The sequence below is a fragment of the Nostoc paludosum FACHB-159 genome, from assembly GCF_014698835.1.
Taxonomy (GTDB): Bacteria; Cyanobacteriota; Cyanobacteriia; order Cyanobacteriales; family Nostocaceae; genus Nostoc; species Nostoc paludosum.
In genome coordinates this window covers 79,615-104,762 of sequence record NZ_JACJTU010000012.1, presented here as the reverse complement: position 1 = coordinate 104,762, position 25,148 = coordinate 79,615, and the positions used below count along the sequence as shown (strand labels likewise).

General features: G+C 40.3%; 15 protein-coding genes. 8 read left to right on the top strand and 7 right to left on the bottom strand.

The window, feature by feature from the left end; all coding sequences use genetic code 11:
- Positions 1 to 285 precede the first annotated feature (285 nt).
- Entirely contained in the window at positions 286 to 1,524 is a 1,239-nt protein-coding gene (locus tag H6H03_RS14535; protein WP_190955800.1) for a hypothetical protein, read from the top strand.
- 106 nt (positions 1,525 to 1,630) lie between these two features.
- Here H6H03_RS14535 and H6H03_RS14530 read toward each other — a convergent pair whose 3' ends face one another.
- The gene (locus tag H6H03_RS14530) at positions 1,631 to 2,365 is read right to left on the bottom strand and encodes an S-layer homology domain-containing protein (protein WP_190955877.1); all 735 of its coding nucleotides are present in this window, start codon (positions 2,363 to 2,365) and stop codon (positions 1,631 to 1,633) included.
- Between the two features lie 272 nt (positions 2,366 to 2,637).
- Between H6H03_RS14530 and rpiA the strand changes: the two genes are divergently transcribed.
- Positions 2,638 to 3,348, top strand: a complete 711-nt coding sequence (gene rpiA, locus H6H03_RS14525; protein WP_190955799.1) for a ribose-5-phosphate isomerase RpiA — start codon at positions 2,638 to 2,640, stop codon at positions 3,346 to 3,348.
- 235 nt (positions 3,349 to 3,583) lie between these two features.
- On the opposite strand, the gene bchE is transcribed toward rpiA, so the two are convergent.
- From bchE to H6H03_RS14510, 3 genes are all read right to left on the bottom strand, one after another.
- Positions 3,584 to 5,188 carry a magnesium-protoporphyrin IX monomethyl ester anaerobic oxidative cyclase gene (bchE, locus tag H6H03_RS14520; RefSeq protein WP_190955798.1) on the bottom strand — a complete coding sequence of 535 codons (1,605 nt, stop codon included), beginning with the start codon at positions 5,186 to 5,188 and terminating at the stop codon, positions 3,584 to 3,586.
- Positions 5,189 to 5,787: 599 nt separating this feature from the next.
- Positions 5,788 to 11,184: a trifunctional serine/threonine-protein kinase/ATP-binding protein/sensor histidine kinase gene (locus H6H03_RS14515; protein WP_190955797.1), complete on the bottom strand. Its 5,397-nt coding sequence runs from the start codon at positions 11,182 to 11,184 to the stop codon at positions 5,788 to 5,790.
- A 733-nt stretch (positions 11,185 to 11,917) separates the two neighbouring features.
- Positions 11,918 to 12,472, bottom strand: a complete 555-nt coding sequence (locus H6H03_RS14510; RefSeq protein ID WP_190955796.1) for an LVIVD repeat-containing protein — start codon at positions 12,470 to 12,472, stop codon at positions 11,918 to 11,920.
- Between the two features lie 406 nt (positions 12,473 to 12,878).
- Between H6H03_RS14510 and H6H03_RS14505 the strand changes: the two genes are divergently transcribed.
- On the top strand, positions 12,879 to 13,187 hold the full coding sequence (locus tag H6H03_RS14505) for a hypothetical protein (protein ID WP_190955795.1): 309 nt from the start codon (positions 12,879 to 12,881) through the stop codon (positions 13,185 to 13,187).
- A 363-nt stretch (positions 13,188 to 13,550) separates the two neighbouring features.
- The gene (locus H6H03_RS14500) at positions 13,551 to 15,125 is read left to right on the top strand and encodes an adenosine deaminase (RefSeq protein ID WP_190955794.1); all 1,575 of its coding nucleotides are present in this window, start codon (positions 13,551 to 13,553) and stop codon (positions 15,123 to 15,125) included.
- A gap of 392 nt (positions 15,126 to 15,517) precedes the next feature.
- Here H6H03_RS14500 and H6H03_RS14495 read toward each other — a convergent pair whose 3' ends face one another.
- Together H6H03_RS14495 and H6H03_RS14490 are read right to left on the bottom strand one after the other, a co-directional pair.
- A complete protein-coding gene (locus H6H03_RS14495; RefSeq protein WP_190955793.1) occupies positions 15,518 to 16,792 on the bottom strand; it encodes a sensor histidine kinase in 1,275 nt (424 codons plus the stop codon).
- 40 nt (positions 16,793 to 16,832) lie between these two features.
- Positions 16,833 to 19,592 (bottom strand): hybrid sensor histidine kinase/response regulator, encoded by a 2,760-nt coding sequence (locus H6H03_RS14490; RefSeq protein WP_190955792.1) that lies wholly within the window; start codon positions 19,590 to 19,592, stop codon positions 16,833 to 16,835.
- Between the two features lie 468 nt (positions 19,593 to 20,060).
- Between H6H03_RS14490 and ureE the strand changes: the two genes are divergently transcribed.
- The 4 genes from ureE to H6H03_RS14470 all read left to right on the top strand — a co-directional run bounded on the left by ureE (position 20,061) and on the right by H6H03_RS14470 (position 24,371).
- The gene (ureE, locus tag H6H03_RS14485; protein ID WP_190955791.1) at positions 20,061 to 20,507 is read left to right on the top strand and encodes an urease accessory protein UreE; all 447 of its coding nucleotides are present in this window, start codon (positions 20,061 to 20,063) and stop codon (positions 20,505 to 20,507) included.
- Positions 20,482 to 21,174, top strand: coding sequence for an urease accessory protein UreF (locus H6H03_RS14480; RefSeq protein WP_190955790.1), 693 nt, complete (start codon positions 20,482 to 20,484; stop codon positions 21,172 to 21,174). Before ureE ends, H6H03_RS14480 begins: the two co-directional genes overlap by 26 nt.
- A 97-nt stretch (positions 21,175 to 21,271) precedes the next feature.
- The gene (gene ureG, locus H6H03_RS14475) at positions 21,272 to 21,874 is read left to right on the top strand and encodes an urease accessory protein UreG (protein ID WP_190955789.1); all 603 of its coding nucleotides are present in this window, start codon (positions 21,272 to 21,274) and stop codon (positions 21,872 to 21,874) included.
- Between the two features lie 784 nt (positions 21,875 to 22,658).
- Complete coding sequence (locus tag H6H03_RS14470) at positions 22,659 to 24,371, top strand: putative bifunctional diguanylate cyclase/phosphodiesterase (protein ID WP_190955788.1); 1,713 nt, start codon at positions 22,659 to 22,661, stop codon at positions 24,369 to 24,371.
- Positions 24,372 to 24,488: 117 nt separating this feature from the next.
- Here H6H03_RS14470 and H6H03_RS14465 read toward each other — a convergent pair whose 3' ends face one another.
- Positions 24,489 to 25,142: an RNA ligase family protein gene (locus H6H03_RS14465; protein WP_190955787.1), complete on the bottom strand. Its 654-nt coding sequence runs from the start codon at positions 25,140 to 25,142 to the stop codon at positions 24,489 to 24,491.
- Between the last annotated feature and the right edge of the window lie 6 nt (positions 25,143 to 25,148).

Genomic DNA, 25,148 nt, shown 5'->3' with positions numbered 1-25,148 from the left:
GGCGTTATTGGCGACAAAGTACCTGACATAAATTTATATTTCTTAATATACATTTAATTTTTCTCACCAACTTACTTAGATGCAAAGAACACACAGTTAAAACGTAAATTTTTGACTACTAGATGTCAATTGCTAATGACTAATAACTTATTGAGCAGTTAGGATGAAATTAGAGCATCCACCTTCAGTTGAGATATTTGCTGAGTAAAAAGGCAAAAGTATCAAACAACAAAGCTGCTTACCTCAACTGTTAACCATTTCTAGTAAATATCAATTACTAAACCCATGCCAAAGCGTCATTATCCTCCCGCCTACTTACGCTATCTCAGAGCCAGGTTATGGAATCTAGGGCGACCTGGCTTTTGGGTAACTGCAATTTTTTTGTCTGTAGTCGGGCTAGTAACCTGGGAATACTGGTCAAACCCAGATATTTTCGTTTATAAGCAAAAAAAACAAGTCGCTTCACAAAAGCCTGCCGACTCCTACCTGTCAGAGGAAAACAAAGCTATTGCAGCGGATATTGATAACTTGCCAGCCTTGTTTAATGACTTTGACGAAGCAGTGCCACTAACAACAAATAACCCTAAGGAAAACGCAGATAAAAAAAACAGCAAAGGCTTATTAGATGACCTAATTAATAAACAAAAGTCTCTTAGTGATAACAAATCAAAATCTGGTTTAGGAATAGTTAATCCCGAACTTCCTCCACCTATAAAAAATCCTTTTGTTGCACAAACAGAAAATTTATTGCGTGCTGGGATAGCTGATAGCAATAGCGAGTTTATTGGTTTCAACTCTTCTTTTAGTGGGGCCTCTGATACAGAAAACGAAGAAACATCTTCTGGCTTGGGAATTGGATTAACTAATCAAACTAACAAAAATCAAAATTCTGTCTCCATTAGCCCTCTCCAAGCAGCACTTAACGAATCGACAAACCAGAATTTGTCTGGCTTCAATCGCATTAATGCTAATCAACCAAATACTTTGGGGCGCGTCTCTAACGGAGGAACAACGCCGATACTACCGTTGAACGGCTTATCCAGCCAAATACCAACTACTGGATTAAATCCTGGGACGGGTTACATCCCAACCACTACAAACTTGCAGGCAAATCCCTACAGTACTTTAAATGGTATTCAATCACCAGTGACGCCTTCAGTCAACTCTGTTGCACCTTACTCTAGCCAGAGTCCGAATCAAACTGTTGTTCCACCGACAAATTCTACGGGATACAGGAATTATGGCTTACAGCCGCCGACGCAAGTACCACAGTCTACTTACGGGAATTATGGCTTGCAGCCGCCGACGCAAGTACCACAGTCTACTTACGGGAATTATGGCTTACAGCAGCCGACGCAAGTACCACAGTCTACTTACGGAAATTATGGCTTGCAACAGCCGACGCAAGTACCACAGTCTACTTACGGGAATTATGGCTCACAACAGCCGGTGACACGACCAAATTCTACTGCCTCATATCTCCTCGATATTTTAGAAAAACGTAGAGGCCAGAATCAAAGGTGATATTGTTGACTGTTAACTGTTAGCAGTCAATGAATTTAGGAAGTGACTGTGTAAATTAAAAGCGTAATAGCTGAAAGCCTATTTTGCTTGTGAATTCAGAATTCAGCTAAGGAGATGGTTGGCTATTTGGAATAATCGGAACCTCTGGTGTTTCGGGTTGTTGCTTTTGGCGTTGCAAATATTTACTCAAAACATAAGCCATATCGCCACGCGTGACGGGCTTTAATGGGGAAATATTGTTTTGAGCGTCTGTATTCAAAAATCCTTCAGTAGCTACTGTGGCGATCGCTTTTCTCGCCCAAGATGGGATAGACTTTTCATCTGGATATGCAGCCAGAATTTCATCAACAGCATCATCGGGAAACTGAAATACACCATAAGCTTGGGCGAAAATCGCAAGAGCTTCTGCCTTTGTTACTCTTTGATTAGGAAAAAATTGATTTCCTCGATAGCCTTTCATGATATCAGTTTTTAACACTGTCTGTATATCATTAAATGCCCAATAAGACCGAGGAACATCTGGAATCGCTAAATTTTCTTTGTTAACCTCTTGTCTTTTATCTAAGCGAAATGCTTTCACCATAATTGCTGCTAATTCTGCTCTACTCACAAACCTTTCTGGATAAAAATTGCCATCGGAAAAATTTGTCATCCATTTGGCAGCAACTACTTGTTGAATAGAATCAGAGGGTATTTCAGCAGTATTTCCTGGTACCGGAGTTTGAGCAGTATTTCCTGGTATCGGAGTTTGAGCAGTATTTCCTGGTATCGGAGTTTGAGCGATCGCTGGTAAGTTTTGTAGTAGTGCGACTAAAGATAAAGTAATTGAAAGACGACGCATCATAATAACCACTTTTAGCAGATAATGTGAATTTAAAAAACTACATTACAGAGGTTAAGACGAATTTTGGTGTTCTTAATAACCTGTTACTCGGCTATTGACGAATTGAAGTTGGGCAATGTTGCGTAGCTACATTGGGCATTTGCAATGTGGCAGCTGGTTTTGGTCGTTCAGGAAGTAGTAATCAGCAAAAACTTGTTTTTTAGCTTTCATCTTTTGGTGTTATCTGACCACTACTATGGACTATAGTCAGTTTTTCAGGAGTTTTGGGAATGACCGCAGCAGCAGATCCCGTAAAGTTGATGAAGCAAGAAGTTGGCAAAGCCGCCGCCGCCTTAGTAAAGTCGGGTTCAATTGTGGGTTTGGGTACGGGGTCAACTACAGCATACACAATTCAGTATCTGGGCGATCGCCTTAAGTCTGGCGAACTTAAGGATATCATTGGCATACCGACCTCGTTTCAGTCAGAAGTGCTGGCAAAAGAGTATGGTGTTCCTCTCGCCACCTTGGACGCTATTGACCACATCGATATTGCCATTGATGGGGCAGATGAAGTCGATCCCCAGAAGAATCTGATTAAAGGCGGTGGTGCAGCACATACCCGCGAAAAAGTCGTAGATTACCTAGCAGAACAGTTTATCGTCGTGGTAGATAGTGGCAAGTTAGTAGACCGCTTAGGTTCTAGTTTCGCTGTACCCGTGGAAGTGATTCCAATGGCAATTACTCCCGTAACTAATGCCATCAAAAAACTTGGTGGTAAACCAGAACTCCGCATGGGTGTCAAAAAAGCCGGCCCAGTAATCACAGACCAAGGAAATTTTGTTTTAGATGTCAGATTTGACTCTATTGAAGACCCAGCCAATTTAGAAAAGACATTGAATAATATTCCCGGTGTTTTGGAAAATGGGATCTTCGTTAACTGCGTCGATTTAGTTTTAGTTGGTGAAGTCAAAGATGGTCAGCCAGCAGTGCGGCAACTGTAAGACAAACCTCTCCCTGCCTTGAACTTTAGTTCAAGTTTGTCCCTCTCCGAATCGGAGAGGGGCGGTTTTGCGTAGTAAAACCTCTTAGAGATCTGTGTTATACCAATTCTGTATGAAGATGCGCCAAAGTATATAAGGAACGAACCGCAAAGGGCGCAAAGGACACAAAGAAAGAAGGAAGCAAGCTAAGAGAATTTGGCGCAGCCTCACAAAGAAATGGTATTATTCAACGCGGCTACTTTTTGGAAACTTGTTCTTCCTCAACAAATTCTGGCAGTTCGTTAGGTGCGCCGCAGGCAGAAATATTGCCTGTAAAATTTACATCTGCCATCAGTTCTGGATGTTCTTGCTGGCGTTGGGTGATTTGTTCGCGGGTGAGAATCTTCGACTCATCAAAACCAAGTTCGACTTCGGTGTGTAAACCTTTGTACTTAATTCGCTTGAGGTTGTAAAAACGTTTGTTAAGAGTAGTTTTTACAAAAGCTTTCAAGCAACCTAAAAGATACTTGCGTTTAAAGGGATCTTTGACAAACCAATATTCAATGGTTTTGCGGAGGTAAAAACGGGCATAGTTTCGCAGTACTCCTTTGAGAACATCCTCCCGTTCCATTGCGTCTGGTTTCATGATTGGCGTCACAAAGTTATATTGAGAGTAATCGCGAATTTCTACGCGATCGCCTAAATCTTCAAATAACTCAGAAAATGGCCAAGGTGTAAACATATTCCAGTTGGCCATGTCTGTTTTCCAATCCAAAGCCATCTGATAAGTTTGCTCAATTGTCTCTGGGGTTTCGTTTTCCAAACCCATAATAAATTGAGCCTCAGCAACCATACCATTTTCTTTTAACAGTTGAATGGCCCGCTTGTTTTGTTCGATAGTCGTTTCTTTACGGAACAAATTCAACTTTAGCTGTGCTGCTGCTTCTGTACCCAAGGAAACATGAACCAGTCCGGCTTTGCGGTAAAGAGGTAATTCTTTCTCATCCCGCAATATATCTGTCACCCGTGTATTGATTCCCCAGTAAACACCCAAATTACGTTCAATTAATTCATTACAAAGGTCGATAAATTTCGGTTTGTTGATGGTTGGTTCTTCATCAGCAAGAATGAAAAAACCAACTTTGTGTTTTTTCACCAAAATTTCAATTTGATCGACAAATTTCTTGGGGCTTCCTGAACGATATTTGCGCCAGAATTTCCACTGGGAACAAAAACGACAGGTGAATGGACATCCTCTTGCATAGTTGGGCACTGCTACCCGGACGTTGAGAGGAGTATAAATATATTTTTTCCAATCTAATAGATCCCAATCTGGCGTTAGGGTATCTAAATCAGCAATGGGTGGATGGGCTGGTGTAGCGATGACTTGCCCATCTTCTAGGAAGGCAATTCCTAAAATATTCCGGCGATCGCTCTCTACAGTACCATTAGCGATCGCATTCAGCAAATTAACTGTAATCTCTTCCCCTTCTCCCCGAATAATATAATCAACCCAAGGAGCTTCATTAAGAACTTCATTATACATATAGGTAGGATGAACCCCACCCATAATTGTCTTAGCTTGGGGACAAACTTCTTTAACTATTTTTAGGGTTTTTTCTGATTGATAAATCATCGGTGTGATTGCTGTTGCCAAAACCACATCCGGCTGATGCTTGGCAATCATCTTTGCTAAAGCATCATCAGGAATATAATCGGTCATGGCATCAATAAAGCGAATATCGCTAAAGCCAGCTGTCTTCAGTGCGCCGCCAACATACGGAACCCAACTTGGCGGCCAATTTCCAGCGATTTCTGCACCACCAGAATGATAATTGGGTTGAATCATCAAAATCCGCATAATCTACCTCATAATTCTTACCAGAGGACTAAAAATTTGAAAATATCCCGCTTGCAACACCTTGGTGTCTACAAAATTGCAAAGCGACAAAGATTTATGGATAAATGTTTGCTATTGTTGTGAGATAAAATAAATATGCAAAAAATTACCAATTAAATTGCTGGTAAAAACTTGTCATTTTGCAATATTTACCTTTTAAATCACTGCTTAATTTATTTTATAACTATAAAGCAATTTACTTTTGTTGGTCAATAAATTTTCTCAAAATTTAATGTTTATATACTAATAATATCTAATACAAATTTTGTATAAACTAGTAATAATTACTTAATTAATCTCTCGTTTGGTGTACTTGGCGACGGCATTCGCTAATCAATAAATCTCCAAGATTGCTCTGTACCGGTTTTGCAACTCGTTTAATAAATATTACATCTATATTATTAAAAACTAGTATATAGCGGTTCCCAATCAAATGAGATATGGAAATTGTAGGGGCGCAAAGCTTTGCGCCCCTACCTTGTATCTCAGTAGAACGGTAAATGCTATTCTATGAAGCAAGAATCTCCCGCTAATCGCTATCGCGGTGTAGCGGTGTAGTGTCAAATGGGAAGAGAAATTATAAACTCTGTCCCCTCGCCCAAAACAGAATTAACTATGATTTTACCACCGTGTTTTTCTTCGACAATTTGACGGGCGATCGCCAATCCTAATCCCGTACCTTTACCGACTCCTTTGGTAGTAAATAAATGGTCAAATATTTTTTCTTGGACTTCTGCACTCATGCCTTTGCCGTTATCAGCAATTGATATTTTTACGTATTGATGCTCTATGATTGATGTTGTGATTGTGATGCAGTTAGGATAAGCTTTTATCTCTGCAAAACTCTTACCAATATTTGCTTCTTCTAACGCATCAATAGCATTGGCAAGAATATTCATAAACACCTGATTTAATTGCCCAGGAAAACAATTGACTAAAGGTAAATCACCATAGTTAGTAATTACTTCAATTGCTGGGTGTTGTTCGTTGGCTTTGAGGCGATGCTTGAGAATTAAAATTGTACTATCAATTCCTTCATGGAGATTAAATTGTACTTTGTAATCTTTGTCAGCGCGAGAAAATGTCCGCAAGCTAGTGCTAATATTTTTCAACCTGTCGCACGCCATGACCATTGCATCGATTGTTTTAGGTAAGTCTGCCAAAAGATACTCTAAGTCAATTTCCTCCGCATGGTCTTGAATTTCATCACCAGGATTTTCAAGAACTGCTTGATAGAGTTTGAGATGTTCACTCAGGTCAGCTAAATTGGGTTTAGTTTGTTTGAGAGTAGCAGCAATAAAACCAAGAGGATTATTCATTTCATGGGCAACGCCAGCGACTAAATTACCCAAAGCTGACATTTTTTCACTTTGAACTATCTGTAATTGGGCATTTTGTAAATCAGTGAATGCTTGCTCTAACTTTTGGCCATATTCCTGAGCGGATTCATAAAGTCGGGCATTTTCTAGAGAAATGGCAGCTTGAGAGCAAATTAAATTGAGTATTTCGACGCGATCGCTTGTGAATGCCCCTGTGATTAAACTATTTTCTAAATATAAAATCCCCAACAACTTACCTTGATGCAAAATCGGGCTGCACAAAATACTTTGAGGCTGTTGATGGATAATGTATGGGTCGTTGGCTAAGGTGGTATCTGCGGTTGCATCTAATAAAACAACAGTCTGTTGACTGTGCTTGACTTTGTAAATGAGCTTGTGGGGAATGTCTTGGCTCTCTTCAACAGGAATTCTTTGCAATAGCACTGGGTTTGTTCCCTGGGTAATTGAGCCTTTAATTAGCAAGCGCGAGTCTCGCAACAGCATTAAGACACATTTATCAGCCCCAGCATTTTCGATGACGAGCAGAAGTAACGATGAAAGTAGTTTTTCTAGTTCGATTTCACCAGAGATCGTCTGACATGCTTTGAGAATTGCTTTTAAATCTAGAGTCTCTGAGATACTGCTGCTAGAAGCCGAAGAACTGCTTTTTGTGACAGTCCCCAAGGCGAAGATAGTTTCGTTAGTTGAAATAACAGAACGGCTTTGCTGTAATATGGGGGCGAGTAATTGGGGATAGTGTTTTTCTAAGTCAGTGACTTTGGCTTTTGCTCCCCAACGCGCATAACCATAATAAGCTTCAATCATGTACTCCCCGGCAATACGCTGTTTACCCCAATCTAGGTAGAACTTTGCTGCCAGTTCGTTAGCAAGTGCTTCTTCTTGGATATATTCGTTGGCTTTAGCTCCAGATATTGCCCGATCGTATAGTTCACTGGCTTCGACTTTGTTTCCTAAGACTCGACATTTTTCCGCCGCTACCAAATCGAACTTATGCTGATGGTTCATCGGTGCATATTGCGCCCAGTGCTGCAACTGAGTTTGGTTTTTTGCCACCCTTTCTAATGCGGTTGATACTTCGCTCGACAGTTGAGTCAATTGTGCTAGAGCTATTAAAGAATCATAAAAATAAAATGCAGGTTCGGCAACTGTTCCTGCACCCGCCATGAAATAGTTTCTGCATTCAAGGGCATTATTATTAGCTGGCTCAATTTCTCCAAATAAAAAGCAAAGTGTCAACTTATATGAGTAAAAAATATATAGTCCACATATATCATTTGCAGACCGCAGCTGAGGGAGAAATTCTGTTTCTTGGAGAGCAGATCCAGATAAAATAGTAGGATACTCTGCAAAACCTAGTAAATTTAAAATCACTTGCCGATAGATGAGACAGTAATTAGCTGTTCCCAATTGCTTCAGTTGTACTAAAGCATTGTAGTAAGTGCGTGTATCTTGCTCCAAGTTAGCAAGCGGTTGACCACACCAAGAAGAAATCCAACAGAAATTGTGAACAGCATATCCAGCGTATTCTAGGTTTCCAACTTCTAGCCCAAGGGTATAACTCTCACTCAAAAGGGGTAACATTTCTTTGAGGTGAGATTTGCGGTGGAGGATATAACTTCCTAATAGGAAAAATACTTCCAGTTTAGTTGCTTTATCATCGAATTTTGCAGTCAAATTCAATGCCAACTGCCCAAATTGAGCAGCTAAATCTATATTTTTCTGCACATTACAGAGAACGAGGCTGTAACAAGCATAGTTAGTAGCAGAAATAGATATATTACCGTACTGCAAGAATAATTTGACTAACAAAGTAGCTAGTAATGGATACAAAAGAGATCCACAGGTGTAAGCGGCTGCCATGATGCTGCCGGCAATCTGGGTAATGGCGATTTTGTTGACATCCGTCATTACAGGTAGGTGGAGAAAATCTGCAATTTGGCGATCGCCAATTAGTTCGCTAATTTCTTGGATTGACTTTTGAATATCTGCGGGTGTAGGTGATTCGGTTATAGTTGCACCCAACTGTTGCAGGATCTGAATGCCGATTTCCAGCACTTCATTGAGTTGACGCTGGGAAGTCTTGGCTTGAATCCTAATGCGGTAAACATTGACCTGTTCTAGTAACGAATGTGCCTTTTCGGTAACAATATCAATCAACTCTTCCATCGCCTGAAAGTCGCCATTTAGCATTGCCACTTCTGCCGCTAATTCATGCCAGGCGAGGGTCATTTCATACTTTTGTTGCCAAGCTTGTTCTCCCAACAAAGACAATCCCACTGCGGCATATTCCTGCGCCGCTTGATAGGCGGTAGCAGTTCTGGCTTTGCGACAGGCAATGAGGTTCAGTTGTGCTAGTTCATTTCTTTGTGTTTGTTCGTTAATTAAAGAAGTTCCATAATTTAATTGATTAACGATTTCAAAAATACCCTCAACTCTTGCTTCTGGCGAAATCTGTTGCAGCAACAGTTGTCCGATGTGGTAATGAGTCGTCTGTTTTTGGTCATTGGGAATCAGAGAATAAGCCGCTTGCTGTACTCGGTCATGTAAAAATTTGTATGTAACAGTCTGTTGATTTTCTGATGGATGTGCTGGGGTTCCTTTCCCAACATAAAACTTATAAACATCACCGATTGGTAAAATCAATCCTTCCTGTAATGCTTTCCACAGACAAGCTGCTGTTTCGATTTGAGATTGTTGTGAAACAATTGCCAAAGTCGCTAAATCAAATTGATTCCCAATACAAGCCGCTAACTGCAATACTTGTTGAGTTGATGACGGTAGTTTTTGCAATTGAAAACTCATAAAAGCCACAACATCATCTGTAACAGCTTGCGCCGTCACTTCTGCCATATCACATTGCCAACAACCTAACTCAAAGTCAAATTGAATCAGTCCATCTTGATGCAATGCTTTGAGAAACTGGGTAGCAAAGAATGGATTTCCCTGAGTTTTTTGATAAATTAACACAGAAAGTTTCCATACCAAATCTTCAGAAGCTTTGAGTGTCTCAGCAACTAATTTATTGATTTGTAATTGACTTATTGGTGCTAAAGTAATTGTATTCATCGTTGCTTGTGATTTAGCAATGTCACTCAAAGTCAACATTAATGGATGTCCAGGATTGACTTCGTTATCACGATATGCACCAATTATGAATAGATGACCTGTATCAGCCATTAATAGCTGCATTAATTTTAATGATGCTGAATCCGCCCATTGTAAATCATCTAAAAATATTACTAGGGGCTGTTCTGCACTGGTAAAGACTTGGGTAAATTTTTGAAATAATAAGTTAAAACGATTTTGGGCAGCGATTCCTGATAATTCTACTGCTGGTGGTTGCTTGCCAATAATTCTTTCTAGTTCGGGAATAACTTCAATAATTACTTGTCCATTTTCGCCAACAGCATCTAAAATTTTATTTTTCCATCGTTCTATTTGAAGATCATTTTCAGTTAATAATTGCTCCATTAAATCTCGGAAGGCTTGCACAAAGGCGCTGAAGGGAATATTACGTTGTAATTGGTCATATTTGCCTTTGATAAAATAACCACGTTGGCGTACAATTGGTTTATGTACTTCGTTAACAACGGCGGTTTTCCCAATTCCAGAAAACCCAGCAATGAGCATCATTTGTGTGGCACTCTGACTGACTCTATCAAATGCGTCGAGGAGAGATTTAACTTCGGCTTCTCTACCGTAGAGTTTATCAGGAATGATGAAGCGATCGCACAGATCCCGACTAGCAATATCAAAACTTTGAATCTCACCAGTTTCTTTTAGCTGAAATAAACATTTTTCTAAATCAAATTTCAATCCTAATGCACTTTGATACCTATCTTCGGCATTTTTCGCCATCAATTTACTTACGATTTTTGAGATAACTGAAGGGATATCTGGATTAATTTCATGTATTAATGGTGCTGTTTTAGCAATATGAGAATGTACCAATTCCATCGCATCATGAGACTGGAATGGTAACTCATCTGTGAGTAATTCATAGAACGTCACACCCAAAGAATAAAAATCTGTGCGATAATCAATTCCTCGATTCATTCTTCCGGTTTGTTCTGGAGATATATAAGCAAGTGTTCCTTCTAAAACATTGGGGTTAACTAGAGTTTGGGTTTCTCTGGGTAATAATGATGCAATACTAAAGTCGATTAATTTAACTTGTTTGGTTTGGGGGTTGATTAATATATTGCTGGGTTTGATATCTTTATGAATAATGCGCTCATGATAGAGTAAATCTAAGATGTTACACAGAGCGATCGCTATCACTAAAAATTCTTCTAAAGATTGTTGAGTTTCTCTAGTTTCCCAGTCCTTAAGAGAAATCCCCCCAAAGTCTTCCATAACTAGTGCATAACCATTTTGGCAAGGTTCTAGACTATAGGTTTGGACTATCAGGGGGGAGTTGAGATTTTTGGCAATTGTGTACTGGTTGCGAAACAACAAAAGTTCGTTAAAACTGGGATAAGAATTTTTTAGTAATTTAACGACTACTGGTTGTCGATCTACTTCTCGATAACCTCGATAAATTTGGGTTCGGGAGCCATTATAGAGTTCTTCGCTGATGCTATATCCGGGAATATTCTCAACAAGAGTATTAGTCATACCCTAAATCTTTAAAATGTTTGGATTTAGTATTCCCAAATGATTAACTGAATTCTCTATTTAACCGTAAAAACTTATACCAATCTTACATATTTTTTGAGTACCCTTAAGATTTTCTTTACGAATCAGATCTTAAACTGTAACTGATGGTTCTTTGGTTTGTTCTTCTTAGCCCTCTTCTGTCACTCTCTGGAAGAGCGATCGCTAGAAGCCTCATGAGGCAATCAATACAAGCTATACTATTAGAAAAAAATAGGTCTGGTATTTGTTATTAGAAAATAATCGCGCTATCGCTTGCTATACAAAAGCTCTAGAATTCGGAAATGGCAAATATTTTCGGAAAGTGACAGAAGAGGGGTATAAATTTGATTATGAGTTGAAAAAACTGTTATTTGCATTCTCTATAAGTCAGACTTAATTATATTAACTGTTTTAACTGTCCTTGTGTGATTTTTTCGTTGGTAGTAGGCTTTTAACATTGCAAAATGCTAACTTGAAGGGGAACTTTTAAGGATTTTGACAGAACAATATCATACTCTCAATTGCTACATAGCATCTGTGCTGGGAATCTCCGATGAAGTTGTCGAAGGGAGTTGTAAACTTGCTTTGTGCCTATAGAGATATTTTTTGCTGCATCACGGCTTGCAATGAGTCTGAATCAGAAATTGCCCTCTCAATCGGCAGCTTTTCAAAAGCAAATATACCGTCTGAATCATTGAGAAACCGTCTGCACCTATTTATTTTCCTGGATAGACAGCCGGACGCTCAACCCGACACACCGACCTTTGTGGCACTTAAAAAGCTGCTTGGGACATCTGCTGGGGGCGATCGCTGTGCATCGTTTGTTGAAAAAAATAGATGCAGAGTCTTTCATGGTTTCATCGACGATATTCCCTATTCTCTCTATGTCAATGATATCAACTATAGCAAAATAACCTGTTGACTCTGCGACATAAAGAGTATTACCAACAACATAAATATCTTTAGCAGCAATACCACGGCTTCTATAAGTATTAGCAAGAGTTGGTTGTGCCGGATTACTAATATTGATAACAAAGACACCTTCTGTATCAGCTGCAATATAGGCATAGTTGCCTGCTACTACCACTTCGTAAGCAGATGACTTATTTGGGATTAGATAATTACCTATCAGTTTTGGTAGTTTAGGATTGCTGATATCTAAAATTTGTAATCCTTTGTCTCCATCTGCAATATAAGCATAATTCCCAACAATTGTTATGCCATAACTGTTACCAGGTGTATCGTAGTTACTAATAATAGATGCCATTTTATTTAATCCTATCTAGTTAATTTTTGTAATAAAATTAAGCCTAAACCCTTGTTCTCCGTTACCACTATTGCGGTGCTAACGGATAGCGAGTCTTTGTCGTTGATGGTACGCTTACGCAACTAGTCAAAGGCTTGCTATCTTTAAAATTTATTAGTGTTATGCTTGTTTCCTTAGACTTGCTAGCACTAACAACCGTTGATGAGCCAGTTTAAAAGCAGCAACTTGCTTGTAGCTTCAGCATTATTACTGAATTTAAGTGATTTTATGAGTTAGAGGCTGTTTAGAATGTATCAACTTTAGCTCATATTCTAAGTAAACCCACAAGCCGAAAACGAATGGCACTAAGTTTAAGCAGTCTGCAATTGTTTACGTAACTCATGCCGGGAGGGAGCAACGCAATTTTATGAGGTCAGGTAAAAAAACAAGCGATGTCTACGGCAAGAGTGGGATTTGTTCCGCAAGAACTAGCGGACAAACTTTTCAAATAATTCAAAGTGTCTCACGACCTACCATTCATAGAGGACTACTAGAATTAGAAACACAAATTCCACAATATGAGAGTCGGATTCGTACTCCAAGTGAGGGTCGTAAACGCATTGCTTGGATTCAAGAAAAGTTGGGTTGGACAAAACCCACTACGCCTGATGAAACTGCCATGACCCAAATACAGTTACTCGTCGCGATCGCGGCTGAGATGGCAGAACTTGAGTAGCGTTTACTCCAACAACAACAGCGCGGAAAATATTAAAGAATAATAAGATTTTATTGGATCTCATTAAAACATTTGATATACATCTATCTTAGGTTATAGTTTATAAAATCTTTGCAGCTTGATAGTTGATTGTTTTCAATAGTATGAACATCACACTCTTACTGGCTACTATCTTTGTCAATCTGTAGGGATAAATTACGTAAATTAAAAAGCATGAGATTAGATTTGTAAGTATCTATCCATTCATTTGGATAAAATTTACTCTAGTATAGCTACCCTGTTAATACCGCAGATAAACGCTGCAACGATACGGCAATTGAACCAGATAATTTTGTTTATATTTGACAAAAAAAATACATCTATATGCGTAGACGAGCAGCTTTGTCTTTATTTCTAGGAGTATTAACGAGTTCTAGCTGTTTTATCTTCAGTGGAGCAGCTCAAGTCCCATCTACTTCGCAGCAGTCCTCAATTGGGAGTGAAGCTCAAGCTGCTAGTTGGTTTGAAGCCCATCGTGCTCAACCAGCCGCTTTACGAGCATTTGTACAGCGAATGCCGAAGGGCGGAGATATCCACACTCATCTAAGCGGGGCTGTGTACGCAGAACACTATCTGGAGTGGGCTGCCACCGATGGGTATTGTGTCAATCCAAAGGCAGGGGCATTAGTTGAGCCTAAAGCTTGCGGTCAGGACATTAATTATTTTCCAGCCTCAGAATTGTTAAATAAACCAACGTCTTTTTATGATTCCCTAATAAATCGTTGGTCTACTCGCAACCTCCAATTTGCTGGAAAATCCGGACACGACCAATTTTTTGACGCTTTTGCTGGTTTTGGGACAATATCAGACTCTGCGAGTCGTCGGGATGATATGGTCGCGTCAGTAGCAAATCGGGCAGCTTCGCAACATATTAATTATCTAGAGCTAATGCTTACTGTTCAGGGCAGTGAAGTTCGACAGCTAGGACGTGAAGTTGGTTGGAATAAAGATTTCCAACAGATGCACCATCAATTGCTCAAGCGAGGATTAAGCAAGCTAGTGACACTCGGTAGCCAGCAATTTGCACAGTTGGAGCGCGAAGTATCGAAAACACTCGGTTGCGATACTCCATCGGCACAGCCTGGATGTGGAGTGACAGTGCGCTATTTGCAGCAAACAACAAGAACAAAGTCGCCCGTTGAAGTGTTTGCTCAGTTAGCTTATGCCTTTGCACTAGATTCATCGCAAGAGCGGGTAGTTGGCATCAATCTCGTCGCCCCAGAAGACAACCCGATTGCACTGCGCGACTACACTCTGCAAATGCAAATGCTGCAATTTTTCAAACGCCAATATCCCGATGTGAAGGTCGCGCTCCATGCCGGAGAATTAACTCTGGGGTTGGTTCCGACCGAAGATTTACGTTTTCATATTCGCCAAGCTGTAGAACTGGCACAGGCATCTCGCATCGGACATGGCGTGGATATTCTTTTTGAGGAGCGTCCGTTTGAGTTAATGGAGCAAATGCGGCGACTCGGCGTGTTGGTCGAAATCTGCCTGACCAGTAATGAGGTTATTTTAAATATCCAGGGAGATGAGCATCCTTTTTGGGAGTATTGGAAAGCTGGGGTACCAATGACCCTTGCTTCCGATGATGAAGGCATTTCCCGCATCGATTTAAGTCATGAGTATCTGTTAGCGGCAACAAGATATGGGCTGGGATATAAAGACCTCAAGCGACTAGCTCGCAATAGCTTAGAATATAGTTTCGCTCCGGGAAATAGTCTCTGGAAGTCGCCTGATTTTAAGGCAATGGTTCCACCTTGTGCAAGCGACACCCCTAGTGCGGCCTCTGTTTCTCAAGGGTGCAGTGCTTTTTTGCAAAAGAGCGATCGCGCACGGATTCAATGGCAGCTAGAGTCAGAATTTGCTCGGTTTGAGTCATTGCAAAACTGGCTTTGATCGACCTTTAATTTTTATGGAGATAGGGTATATCACAGTCAGGGCGAACGCATCTTAATTAGTAATAGAAATCGGAAAGGAAATTCAAATATCTAAAATAAAGCCAGTTAGGGACTTCTAAATAAATATCCCATCGTTTTTAAGACAGGGGGACAGGGAGCAGGGGGAAAGCAGGTGGTTTTCCAGGGCGACCACATCATGTCAATAAGCAAAGCGTATTCTCAATAGAGCTAAAAATCATGTCATTAACTCTTGCTGATTGCGAGAAATTTAGGCGTATGAGACAGCTTTCTTTGATGAGGCTTTTCCATCACAAAAGTTTCGCGCTATTTGTGCTATCTCTACTGTCAATCGAGCCAACTAATAAGCTAGATGCTGTTGCTAGATTTTCACTATGCCATAGTATGCTGTACTGGAATTTGGATAAAAAACTCAGTTCCTTGCCCCGCAGTAGAATAACATTGAATCTTGCCACCATGTTTATCGGTGACAATCTGATAGCTAATAGATAAACCCAGTCCAGTTCCTTTGCCAATAGCTTTGGTAGTAAAAAAGGGGTTGAAGATCTGAGATCGAACAGATTCATCCATGCCAACTCCATTATCAGCGATACTAACTGTGACCCAGTTAGTATCAGTTACCCAAGTACGGATATTGATAGTCGGTAAGGTAATGGCAGACTCTTCTAAGGCATCAATTGCATTACTCAAAATATTCATGAAGACTTGGTTAAGTTGACTAGGATAGCATTCAACTAAGGGTATCTGTTCATAGTTTTTGCTCACTCTAATAGTAGGAAAATCAGGTTTAGCTTTAAGCCGATGTTGCAAAATTACAAGGGTACTGTCGATGCCTGCATGAAGATCGACAGCTTGAATTTCGGCTTCATCTAACCGGGAGAAGTTGCGGAGTGAGAGAACCAGGTGACGAATGCGCTCAGTACCCATTTCCATCGAACCCAACATCTTCAGCAAATCATGTTCCAAAAATTCTAGCTCTAGAGCTTCTGCTCGCTCTTGAATTTCATCTACTGGGTTGGGATAATGCTTCTGGTAGAGTTGAATAAATCCCAGTAAGTCTTGCGTATATTCTTTGACATGCCTGAGATTACCGTGTATAAAGTTTACGGGATTGTTGATTTCATGGGCAATCCCCGCCACCATCTGTCCGAGAGCCGACATTTTCTCTCCTTGTACCAAATGCAACTGGGCTTGCTTGAGGTTTTCTAATGCTTGGTTAAGTTCATGAGTACGCTGTTCCATAACACGCGTCGCATTTCGTAGCTGCAAATGTACCCGGATACGTGCTAATACTTCTTCATGCTGAATTGGTTTAGTGATGTAATCGACTGCACCCAAGCTTAAGCCTTTGATTTTATCTACTGATTCCGAAAGAGCAGTCATAAAAATCACTGGAATCTCGCAAGTATCAGGATTGGCTTTGAGTTTTTGACAAGTTTCAAAGCCATCAATTCCAGGCATCATCACATCCAATAAAATCAAATTCGGTTGAGCAATTTGCAAACGTTGTAGAGCAGTTTCTCCATTTTTAGCGATCGCCACTCGATAACCATGCTCACTCAGCAAATCAAACAGCACTTGCAGATTTGTTGGGGTGTCATCTACCACTAAAATTGTGTCTTCTTGAGAGGAGCAATCAACAGACATAATCACATACCTAAAATTAATACTGAGTTGATTTATAGTTTCAATTATTACATCGTTTTTCAAGCAAACTTAGAATAGCTTCATCGTCAAAACTTTGGCACAGTTCCAATACGCGATTAGCAAAATTAGTATATTCTGGAGCTAATTTCTTGATTCGGTGGGCTTCGTGTTGCACATTACTCATCAGTCCACCTTGAATAGCAGTATATAAAGCAACCAGTTCTGTTGCTGGAGGCAATACTAAATCAGCTTCTTCATCAGAAGTGGTAATTGCTTGATTCGGTTCTGATACAGTTTCGTAAAGCCATTGCAACTGCAACAGTCTGTCTAATTCGGCAATTAGCCCATTGAACTCAATCGGTTTTGGAAAAAAGCTATTGCATCCAGCATCCAAGCTTGCCTGCTTATCTACTTGAGACAGAGTGGCGGGAGAAGCGATAATTGGAGTATTGGCAAATTGAGGCAGTTGACGCAGACGCTGAGTCATTTCCAAACCATCCATCACTGACATATGTACATCTGTAATAATCAAGTCAGGACAAATTTGCATAGATTTGTCTAACCCCGCTTGTCCATTGTTCGCTTCTGTTAGTTGAAAACCCAAAGGTTGAAGCATATTCACTACAACCATGCGGTTTTCTGGGCGATCGTCGATCACCAAAATTTTCCGTCGTTCGCCTTGATAACCAATAACTTTTTGATGGGAGAAGTTATTTACTGGGCAGTTTAAAGCTAAGGGCAAGTCTAGTTCAAACCAGAAGCAGCTCCCTTGACCGAGTATACTCTGAACTTGGATCGTACTGCCCATTTTCTCGATAATCTGTTGGCTGATGGCCAAGCCCAGCCCAGTACCTTCAATGTTCCGTTCTCGTTTCCCAGCTTGCTCAAAGGGTAGAAAAATTGTTGCAAGTTTGTCTTCACGAATGCCAATGCCTGTATCTTTAATTTGGAAGCGAATTCGCCGTGTAAGTTCGGATTCGGTTGGCTCATCGACTGGTTCGACGCGAAAAGTAACACTACCAGCGTCAGTAAACTTAACGGCATTACTAAGCAAATTCAATAAAACTTGTCGCAGTCGTTTGTCATCAGCATAGACGGCAGTAGGTAGAATAGCCGCAGGCTGGTAACGAAACTCCACGCCTTTTTGCTCAGACTTAATGCGGCAAATATCGACAGTGGAATTTAAGAAATTTGCCAAGTGGAAGTCCTGGGGATAAAGTTCCATCTTTTGAACTTCTAGCTTCGACAAATCCAAAATGTCATTAATGAGTGTTAACAGATGCAAAGCGCATTGATGAATAACCCCTAACCCCTTCATCTGTTTAGAAGTAGTAGCAGGGTCGCGCTGAAGAATTTGAGTATAGCCGAGAATGCCATTGAGTGGAGTCCGCAGTTCATGATTCATATTGGCGAGAAATTCGGTTTTCGAGCGGTTAGCAGCAACAGCTGCTTCCTTTGCTTGTTGAAACTCAGCAGTGCGTTCTAAGATCCGCTGCTCTAAGTCGGTATTACTACGTTCTAAGGCAGTGAATGATTCTCGTAGTTGCGCTGCCATGTGGTTAAAGGAATGGGCAAGAACGTTGAGTTCCTGAATGTTGCCTTCTGTAACTGTTTGGTCTAAATTGCCCGATGCCATTGCCTGGCTTGCCTGCTTCAGGCGCATGACAGGATGTGAAATCCAGCGTCCGGTAAAAATACCACTCGCTGTTGCAACTATCAGCGCCCCAAAACAAAGCAGAACAGTAATCTGGGTATTAGCATTAATTTGGGACATAAAGGCATTGTGCGGGATGCTAGTCACAACTAGCCAATCCAAGCCATAAGAGTCTCGCCAAGGCGCAATATTTACAGAATAGGCTTCTCCTTGAACATTGACTTGCAGTTTTTGAGTATTAGTGATTGTGTGAAGATTGGGAATTATTTGCTGAAGCTGTTTAGCAATTCCTTGGACAACTGGATTAGGACTCTCTGTTGCTTTAAGGCGTTGAATTTCGTTTTTGTTGACAGTAAAAGGTTGCTCTGGACAAGAATTAGCAACCAACATCCCGTCACGTTCTACAATAAATAGTTGCCCAGAGCGACTGATATCTAATGTTCGCAAAAATTCGCTCAGTTTCAATAGATGAATGTCAACCCCCACCACGGCAATCAGCTTTTTGCTGGCATCGTAAACTGGGCTACCTGCCGATGCTGCAATATAGGGAGGATAGGCAGGGTCATAGTAGGTGTAGATCCTTGTCCAGATGGGTTTCCCAGCTTTGGCAGGTTCCGTATAATTAGGCTCATTCAGCGTATCCCATGTAGCAGTTGACAACAGTTGAGTACGATTGCCATCGTTATCTGTCAAATAAGTTTTGGAGTTTTTCGGCAAGCTTGGTATTTTAATGGTGTTCTCGTCGATAGTAACCGTTTTGCCATCATAGCGACCGGCTCCACCTCCTTCCCCAGTTGGTAGATTCAAACTGATGTAGGTCAAATCATAAGCTTGCATTTGATACCAGAAGAATTTGCCAACTGTTTTGCGATCGCGCACATCTAGTAATCCCATCCGAATTGCATTAGCATTAATCTGGATGACTTTATGCGGAATTGACAAGTAAGCATCTAAGTGGTGGTTTACCTGACTACTTGTTCGCTTCATCAACTGCTTTGACAGATCCTCAACAGCCTTCTCACCATTTTTAAACGACAAGTATCCTACCAGACCCACTGCACCAAACACCTGCACAACGAAGGGAACAATGAGAACAAGCTGCAATGGCAATGCCCAGCATTTCCTGGATGAGGAACGGGTTTTCATAAGGTAGAAGCTAGGGTGTTGATACGGCGGGCAACTTATTGAAAGCCATATAAATTGTTGCCTTAGTTAAGATAATTCCCCAAAAATATCTATATCTAACACAAATTTATTCTACTTTTACGACCTTGAAATAAAATGCCCAAGATATGAGGTAATACGGTTGGGTTAACGAAGTTATCTGTTGAGGCAAGAAGTTCTTAAGCAGGAAAAAGAAGCAAGGACAGAAAAATTGGTTAATCATCAATTTTTTTGCCCCTGTTTCAATAATTTATTCGCACTCTATTGGAGAGGAGGCTTCAAAAAACCAGAGTGCATAAAGTATGAAAAGTAAGTATTCAGTAGTTTATCGTCCACAGGTGGACAAGTAATATTACTCCCTACTAAACCAGTGAATGTATTAGAGCTATCAAAAAGGAGTCCAATAGCTTAAGATAATGAGTTGATGGTTTTAGATCGGGCGAAACTCTTATGCTGACATTTACCCAAATCAAGCCACCCAATTACGGTACAGCAGTCAATTTCACTCTGGCGTTAACAGCAGAAGAACGTACCCGCAGTCGTCATCGCTTTGAAACAGAAGATGGGAAAGTTATATTTTTACATTTACCGAGAGGAACTGTCTTACACGATGGTGATATTCTCCAGGATGAAGCGGCTAACAGTTTAATTAGAATTAATGCTAAACCAGAACTAGTGATGACTGCCTTTGCCGAAACACCACTTTTATTACTCAGGGCCGCGTATCATTTAGGAAATCGCCATGTACCTGTAGAAATTAGCCCTACTTATTTACGCTTGTCTTCAGATTCAGTTTTACGCGCCATGTTGGAACAACTGGGATTAGAAGTTAAAGAAGAAATTTTACCGTTTCAGCCAGAATTGGGAGCTTATGGACAACACCATCATGCTCACTGATAGTCATTTTTTAAATATTTTACAGTTAGCTAGTCCTGCTTTGCCTGTAGGAGCATATAGTTATTCTGAAGGCTTGGAAACATTAGTAGAAAATGCTACGATCGCCAACCAGGCACATCTTAAACATTGGCTAGAAGCACAATTAATTTATGGGGCAATTCGGTTAGAAGCGGCGGTAATGGTACGAGCTGAGAAATCTGCAAAAATGGGTGATGTTGAGTCTTTATGCTCGTGGAACCAGTGGTTATCCGCTGCCAGAGAAACAGAAGAACTACGCGCCTCTAGCTGGCAAATGGGGCGATCGCTCATCCAATTACTTGGTAAACTAGAACCTGAGATTATACATATAACAAATAGTGTAGGTAATCCTTGCAATTATGCGATCGCTTTTGGCATCGCCCTTGCCCATTGGCAAATTAACATCAAAGCTGGATTATTAGCATATCTGCACAGTTGGGCAAGTAATTTGATTACAGCTGGCGTCAAACTTATTCCTTTGGGGCAAACAGCAGGACAGCAGTTATTACTAGAATTGCAACCATTAATTAGTAATATGGCATTGGAAATTCTAGCGTTGGAAGATGAACAACTCAGCTGTTGGAGTTGGGGTTTATCTCTTGCGAGTATGCAGCATCAAACGCAGTATACAAGATTATTTAGAAGTTAAATGGGCATGGGGAGGTGAGGGAGACGCGGGGACGCGGAGAATAAACCAATGCCCAATGACTAATGGCTAATAACTAATAACTAATGACTAATGACTAATGACTAAAAACGCATTTAGAGTAGGTGTTGCTGGCCCGGTTGGTTCGGGGAAGACAGCTTTGGTGGATGCTTTGTGCAAGAGGTTGCGCGAGCAGTATCAGATTGCAGTGGTGACAAATGATATTTATACTCAGGAAGACGCTCAATTTTTAGTGCGTTCTCAGGCTTTAGCAAGCGATCGCATTTTGGGTGTAGAGACTGGAGGTTGTCCTCATACTGCCATTCGTGAAGATGCTTCCATGAATTTAGCAGCAATTGAACAATTAGAGGAACGTTTTACCGATTTAGATTTAGTATTTTTAGAAAGTGGCGGTGATAATTTAGCTGCTACCTTTAGTCCAGAATTAGTGGATTTAACAATTTATGTCATCGATGTTGCCGCTGGTGATAAAATTCCCCGCAAGGGTGGCCCTGGCATTACTAAATCTGATTTATTGGTGATTAATAAAATTGACCTTGCACCTTATGTCGGTGCAAATTTAAGTGTTATGGAACGAGATACTAAAAAAATGCGCGGCGATAAACCTTTTATCTTTACTAATTTGAAAACTCAATTAGGGCTTGCAGATGTCATTAACTTTGTCTGCACAAATATTTGTTAGAGGATATTTTAAAAGTCTTTTTTTGAGTAGCAAAATGTTCTAGATCCACTAAATCCAAGCAAGCGACTTGCTCATGGGGAAAACCCCCTATCTACCTGTCATATCAAAAGTAATTAAGCGAACTTGATATAGCAATCCTAAATCATTCTTGAAAAAATTTGTTGCCTATACTTCGACTTAGCTCAGTACAAGTTGCCTATTGCCTGCCTCCACTAATAATTTCATAACTCAAATAGGATTGCTATATAAGAACAACTTGTCCCAATTCGTCTGGCTGTTGTGGAACGTTGTTTTTCCGTTTCTTCCCTTGTTGGGTTTTTCCATGACCGGACTTTTTTAAACCTTCATTAAACCCAAATTTATTACTACTAGTAAAAACTCACAAAGCAAGTACTTATAACCAATTTTATAGCTAGTTAGTTTTTCTATGAAGACGGAAACAAACTATTTTAATTAGTTGAAAAGTAGTGTCAATATATGACAGGAACACATAAAGCAAAGTAATCTCACATACACAGCACATTGTCAATGAACTCTCAGCAAAGCATAAAAACCGAGTTTAAGATTGCAATTTTAACTGTGAATAACTGACGACGGCCACACACCAATAGCCGCGTAATCCTTAATTACTAGTAAGCTATTACGCTTTTAAATTGCACAGCTACAGATAAATTTCCTTGGCTGCTGACGGTTAACTGTCAACTGTCAACAACCAAAAGATGTGCTGCTTTAGATGCGTGGCAGCTTAAACAATTTTCTAACTCCTAACCCTGAACTAACATTTATGCAGATGAATCAGAAACTTTATCTTTACTCTTTTCTAGCTCAATTACGATTACTCAAAAAAAGTTACACTGCCAAAATCATGGTAGTGGCGTTTTTGGGAACTCACGTACCACTTTTGGCTTTAATCTTCAATATCGTAACTTCCAACTCTTATCCTTGGGAAATAGCAATCCGAGTACTGCTGAATGCTCTTTTAGCCACACTAGCAGGAACGGGGGCTACCCTTTTTGCATTACATTATCTACTCGCCCCCGTAATTCTCACATCTGCGGCATTGCAAGACTACTTGCAAACTAAAAAATTACCAGAACTGCCCACAGAATTTGGCGATGAGGCAGGCACACTGATGGCAGATACTTCACAAACTCTTTACAAATTAGATGAGTTGATTCACCAGATTAGCAATTATGACAATCTGACTGGGTTACCGAATCGGGATTTATTTAGCGATCGCCTTTACCAAAACGTGTCACAATCTCAGAATCCCCAGCAATTGATTGCTGTTCTTTCTCTGAGCATTGATGATTTTACTGGTATCAGTCATGGATTGGAGCATGAAACATCTAACCACCTATTAAGAGCAGTTGCCCAACGTTTGACAAACTGTATGGGTAAAACAGAGATCTTGGCGCGTTTAACTCAAGATGAATTTGCCATCGCTCAGATGGATATTTTATCCTTTGAAAAAGTGGTTAGTTTCACAAAAACCGTACAGAATATACTGTCTAAACCGTTCTTCATAGATAGCCAGCAAATTCATATTACAGTTAGCATAGGTATTACAATTAGTGACTTAGGCGATCGTAATAGTGTGGATCTACTATTACAACAGGCTCACATAGCACTGTATCAAGCAAAACAACAAGGATATAGCCAATACCAGTTCTATTCACCAGAAATTAACGCTCAGTTACAAGAACGACTAGCATTAGAAAACGAATTGTATGGAGCGTTGGAACGCGGTGAAATCGTAGTTTATTACCAACCGCTGATTGATTTGCACACCACGGAAGTCACAGCAGTAGAAGCACTAATACGCTGGCAGCATCCTACAAGAGGTTTAGTTTCTCCAGTAAAGTTTATTCCCATTGCCGAACATAACGGTTTAATCGTACCTATTGGTGAATGGGTGTTGCGAACCGCCTGCGCCCAAAATCGAAACTGGCAACTTGCCGGACTACCCCCAATTAGGATGTCAGTGAACCTTTCGGCTCGACAATTTGAACAATCAAATTTAGTCGGAGTTGTCAAAGAAATACTAGAGGAGACGAGACTAGAACCATCTTATTTAGAACTGGAAGTTACAGAAAGCTCCTTGATAGTTGATATTCAGCAGTCTGTGAAAACCCTCAAACAATTGCGAGAATTAGGAGTATGGCTAGCTTTGGATGATTTCGGCACTGGTTATTCTTCTCTCAACTATCTCAAGCGCTTTCCTGTGAACATGCTCAAAATTGACCGCTCATTTGTGCAAGACGTGACATCAAATTCTGATAGCGCCGCAGTCACCGATGCCATCATTGCATTAGCTAAAAGCCTCCAGTTGAAAATTACGGCAGAAGGGGTGGAAACTCAAGAACAGCTTGACTATTTAAAAAAACGTGGTTGTCAAGAAGGCCAGGGATATTACTTTGGTATCCCTGCTCCCGCCGACAGAATCACTGACATACTCAAGCACAATTGTCTGCAAATACAGGAGATAGCTGCATAATAACTAGTAGACTGTTGGCTGTTGACTCTTAACTTTCAACAGCCATCACTAATTTTTTTCACAACTCAAATAGGATTATTAAAAGACTTTTTAAACATTCTCTCAAGATTTGTTGCCTTATTCCCAATAAGTCTTCCAATCATCCTTGAAAGCTTGCTGTAATTTCTTCATATAAGTATAAGTTTTAATTTTCACCATCCATACATTATTGCTGTTGCTGCTGCATCCTTTACAAATAACACCTTCAGCTACACCATATTTTCCTTCTCGAACATCTTCAATAAATTGACCTGTTAATTTTCCACGATAAACAACCCGTGCAATATTTAGGTGACTAAAATCTTGAATAAATTGTTCGGGAGCAATAATACATTTATCAGTTTGTACATCAAAGAGAATTAGTTGTTTGGGTTCGTCCTTTTGATGCGTTCCGGCAAAGGAGTTAGTTCCCAAAAACTCTGTAAAGACGGTAATTTCCGGGTATTGATAATTTAAATTTTCTTGAAATACTTTTTTTAAAGGATTGGCAAAATCTCTGTTAAAAATCTCCAGAGCTTCTTCTAAACCTGGATGTGCTTTGTTGAATTGTGCAATCCCCATATCATCGAAGTCAAAGCGATCGCGACGCGTACCAAAAGCATACCACCCAAGTTCCAAATCCCAAACCCAGTGGAGATTTGTACCATCATATTTCTCAAAAGCTATACAGCGCTCCCAAGGACAATTTTTGCTATCTGGGATTTTAGGGTAAACAAGTTGCACTCGTGCCATTGGGAT